The organism is Acinetobacter rudis, assembly GCF_000829675.1.
In the GTDB taxonomy this organism is placed as follows: Bacteria; Pseudomonadota; Gammaproteobacteria; order Pseudomonadales; family Moraxellaceae; genus Acinetobacter; species Acinetobacter rudis.
In genome coordinates this window covers 1-2,994 of sequence record NZ_BBRX01000132.1, presented here as the reverse complement: position 1 = coordinate 2,994, position 2,994 = coordinate 1, and the positions used below count along the sequence as shown (strand labels likewise).

Below are 2,994 nucleotides of genomic sequence, written 5' to 3'. Positions count from 1 at the left end.
AACTTCTGCACAGCGCAGTTTAGAAGTGTTGTATCAAGAACATCACACATGGATTTATACTTGGCTGTATAAAAAACTGGGAAATTCATCCGATGCTGCTGATTTAGCACAAGATACTTTTATTCGTGTACTGAAAAAACCGCTGCATGAGATTGAACAGCCACGTGCCTATTTGACCACTGTTGCAAAAAGCTTAATGTTAAATATGTTTAGTCGTAAACGTATTGAAAAGGCCTATTTAGATGTATTGGCACAACAACCAGAATTGGAACATCCATCGCCTGAGCAAAGTTATCTGATCGTAGAGACGTTGCTGGAGGTCATTCAATTGTTAGAAGCCTTGCCAGATCAGGTACGCAATGTCTTTTTACATGCTCAACTTGAAGATTTGACTTATGAGCAGATCGCAGGGCAATTTAATATTTCGGTGAGTACCGTAAAACGACATATTAAAAAAGCCTATATCCACTGTTTAACAGCGATGTTGGATGCTGATTTTTAATGTTTAAATCCACGGAAAAATCAGTCATTGTCGAGCAAGCCGTAGAATGGTTACTGTTGATTAAGCAAGGCAAGTTAACTGAGTTTGAAAAAAACCAATTTGAACAATGGCTGAGTCAGAGCCATTTACATCAAAAAATTTGGCAACAAACTATCGTTTTAGAGCAAAAGTTTAAACAACTGCCAGCAGAAATTGCGTTGCCTGTGATTCAGCAGCAACCATCGAAAACACATAATGGTCATTGGTTACTTTTGTTGGGAAGTTTCTCTGCTTTATGGTTTGCCTATTTACTCAATGAGCAACAGCAATGGACAGCTGATTATCGCAATGGCAAAGGGGCTGCAAAGACAGTATTACTGCCCGATGGAGGAAGCATCTTACTGCATGCAAATAGTGCGATTGATGTGCAATATACCTCGCAGCAGCGCAAAATCATATTACGAAAGGGCGAAATTTGGATTGAAACACGACCTGATGCAGCACATCGTCCATTTGTAGTCTCGACCCAATATGGTCAAGCTCAAGCATTGGGCACGCAATACTCAGTAAAAATTGAGCAGAAAGAGGCTTATGTTGCTGTTGAAAAAGGTGCAGTAAAAGTACAACCACAAAACAGCACTCAGTATAAAGTCGTTCATGTTGGTGAGCAGATTCGATTTAATCAGCAGAAAATTGGTGCTGTTGAAGCGCTGGATATCACTCAACTTGCATGGACCAAAGGTTTAATGATGGTTGATGACATGCCGTTATCGCAATTCATTGAACGATTAAAGCCATTTCATCGCGCTTTTATTTATCTAGAGCGTGATGTTGAACAGCTTAAAATATCAGGTACCTACCCAACAGATAATATGTCGCAACTTTATGAAATGTTGGAACAAAATTATCAAATTCAAGTGAATCAGTATGCAGCTAATCGTATGGTAAGCATTTCTGCGAAAAAATAATAGCAAAGATCTGAGCCTTTTTTAAAACTGAACTGTCATGAGTTATGAAAGGTTTTATTTTAAATTTGATGGGGCTTGTATGAAAAAGCAAAAAAGCTTAGCACAAAGTTCAAAAAGGAACTTAGCTTGTGCTATTCGTAGTGTGATGTTTGGTCTTTGTCTGGGGTCTAGCGTGATAGGGCATGCAGAGCAGCCCACTCAACAATATCATGTCAATGCTGGAGCATTAGGAACAGCCTTATCGAGTTTTGCATTACAGTCAGGTATTGCATTATCTTTTGATCCTGCATTAACACGTGGTCTTAAAAGTCAGGGTTTAAATGGTCATTATCAGATTGAACAGGGTTTTGCAGAGCTTCTAAAAAACACCTCGTTAATCATGATTAAAAATCAAAATGGGACTTGGTCTATAGTGAGTAAAAACCACAGGCTAGCTCAGGATGCAGAAACTCAATCTAGTTCCCAGTACGATCAAAACAATAACTTAGTATTACCGACCATTGTTATGACAGCCAATCAATTGGGTGAAATTACAGAAAATACGGGGTCATATACAGCTGGAAAAATTGCAACTGCAACACGTTTAGTGCTCACTCAAAAAGAAACTCCACAGACGATTAGTGTGGTGACCCGACAAGAGCTGGATGATTATAATCTGAATAATATTGATGCAGTCATGTCACATACGCCAGGTATTACCGTGGCAGCTTATGATAGTGAACGGACTAGCTACTATTCGCGTGGTTTTGCCATTAATAACTTTCAATATGATGGTATTCCATCTACCACACGAAACGTTGGTTATGCAGCAGGGAATACCCTGAGTGATTCTGCTATATATGACCGATTTGAAGTGTTAAAAGGTTCAACAGGCTTATTAACAGGGGTCGGTTCATCGGGTGCAACAATTAACTTGGTCCGTAAAAAACCAACGCATGATTTTCAGGCAATCGCCAAGTTGGGTGCTGGTTCATGGCATGATTATCGCGGTGAGTTCGATGTCGGTGGGCCTTTAAACCAAAGTGGTAGTGTGCGTGGTCGCTTTGTAACTGCACTTGAAGATAAAGAATCATTCATGGATCGATATGAACGTAAAAGTTATGTCTTTTATGGGATTACCGAATTTGATTTATCGGACAATACCTTGCTGACTATCGGTGCGGATTATCAAAATAATAAACCCAAAGCATCAACTTGGTCTGGATCTTTCCCACTGTTTAATTCTAAAGGAGAGCGTAATCCTTATCCGTCACGTTCTTTTAATAATGCTGCGAATTGGAGTAAATGGGAACAATATACGCGTAGTGTATTTGCCAACGTGCATCATGACTTTGCCAATGATTGGCAATTAACCATGCAATATGACCATAAGATTAATGGCTATGATGCATCATTGGGGACTATTCAAGGCTATTATCCACTTGAGAATGGCAGTGCAAAAATCTGGCCTTCTAAATACGTAGGTCGTACGGTCAGTGATTCTTTCGAAGTTTATACGACAGGTAAATTTAATCTTTTAAATCGCGAACATGATTTAGTACTCGG

The 2,994-nt window shown here is 39.4% G+C and carries 3 protein-coding genes; all 3 read left to right on the top strand.

What is annotated here, in order from left to right; translation table 11 throughout:
- Positions 1–25 precede the first annotated feature (25 nt).
- Positions 26–502, top strand: a complete 477-nt coding sequence (locus Aru01_RS18130; RefSeq protein ID WP_052475375.1) for a sigma-70 family RNA polymerase sigma factor — start codon at positions 26–28, stop codon at positions 500–502.
- A complete protein-coding gene (locus Aru01_RS18125) occupies positions 502–1,449 on the top strand; it encodes a FecR family protein (protein ID WP_016655909.1) in 948 nt (315 codons plus the stop codon). Before Aru01_RS18130 ends, Aru01_RS18125 begins: the two co-directional genes overlap by 1 nt.
- Positions 1,450–1,528: 79 nt before the next feature.
- On the top strand, positions 1,529–2,994 hold a 1,466-nt coding region (locus Aru01_RS18120), incomplete at its 3' end, for a TonB-dependent siderophore receptor (protein WP_042111771.1).

Coding starts and splice junctions, on each gene's coding strand:
- Aru01_RS18125 (WP_016655909.1), top strand. CDS start 502: ATGTTTAAATCCACGGAAAAATCAGTCATTGTCGAGCAAGCCGTAGAA.